At 49.7% G+C, this 579-nt stretch carries 1 tRNA gene and 1 rRNA gene; both read left to right on the top strand.

The window, feature by feature from the left end:
- Positions 1-362, top strand: a 16S ribosomal RNA gene (locus tag CIK04_RS31045); the annotation flags it as partial.
- 67 nt (positions 363-429) lie between these two features.
- A tRNA-Glu gene (locus CIK04_RS31040) sits at positions 430-505 on the top strand.
- Positions 506-579: the final 74 nt, after the last annotated feature.

Raw genomic sequence — 579 nt, 5'->3', positions numbered from 1 at the left:
AAGGTGGGGACGACGTCAAGTCATCATGGCCATTACGAGTAGGGCTACACACGTGCTACAATGGCGCATACAGAGGGCTGCCAACTTGCGAAAGTGAGCGATCCCAAAAAGTGCGTCGTAGTCCGGATTGGAGTCTGCAACTCGACTCCATGAAGTCGGAATCGCTAGTAATCGTGGATCAGAATGCCACGGTGAATACGTTCCCGGGCCTTGTACACAYCGCCCGTCACACCATGGGAGTGGGCTGCAAAAGAAGTGGGTAGTTTAACCTTCGGGAGGACGCTCACCACTTTGTGGTTCATGACTGGGTGAAGTCGTAACAAGGTAGCGCTAGGGGAACCTGGCGCTGGATCACCTCCTTATACGATGATTATTGCGATGAGTGTTCACACAGATTGATATGGTTTAGAAAGTTTAGAGTATCTTAGTGTCCCGTTCGTCTAGAGGCCTAGGACACCGCCCTTTCACGGCGGTAACAGGGGTTCGACTCCCCTACGGGATACCATCTTTAAGCATTCTTACGAGTGTGTTTAAACATGGTTTTCATTAGAAAATCTGCTCTTTAACAATTTGGAAAGC

This window comes from Vibrio sp. 03_296 (assembly GCF_002265885.1).
Note: the sequence above shows the minus strand (reverse complement) of the source record. Positions and strands in the feature narration are given on the sequence as shown.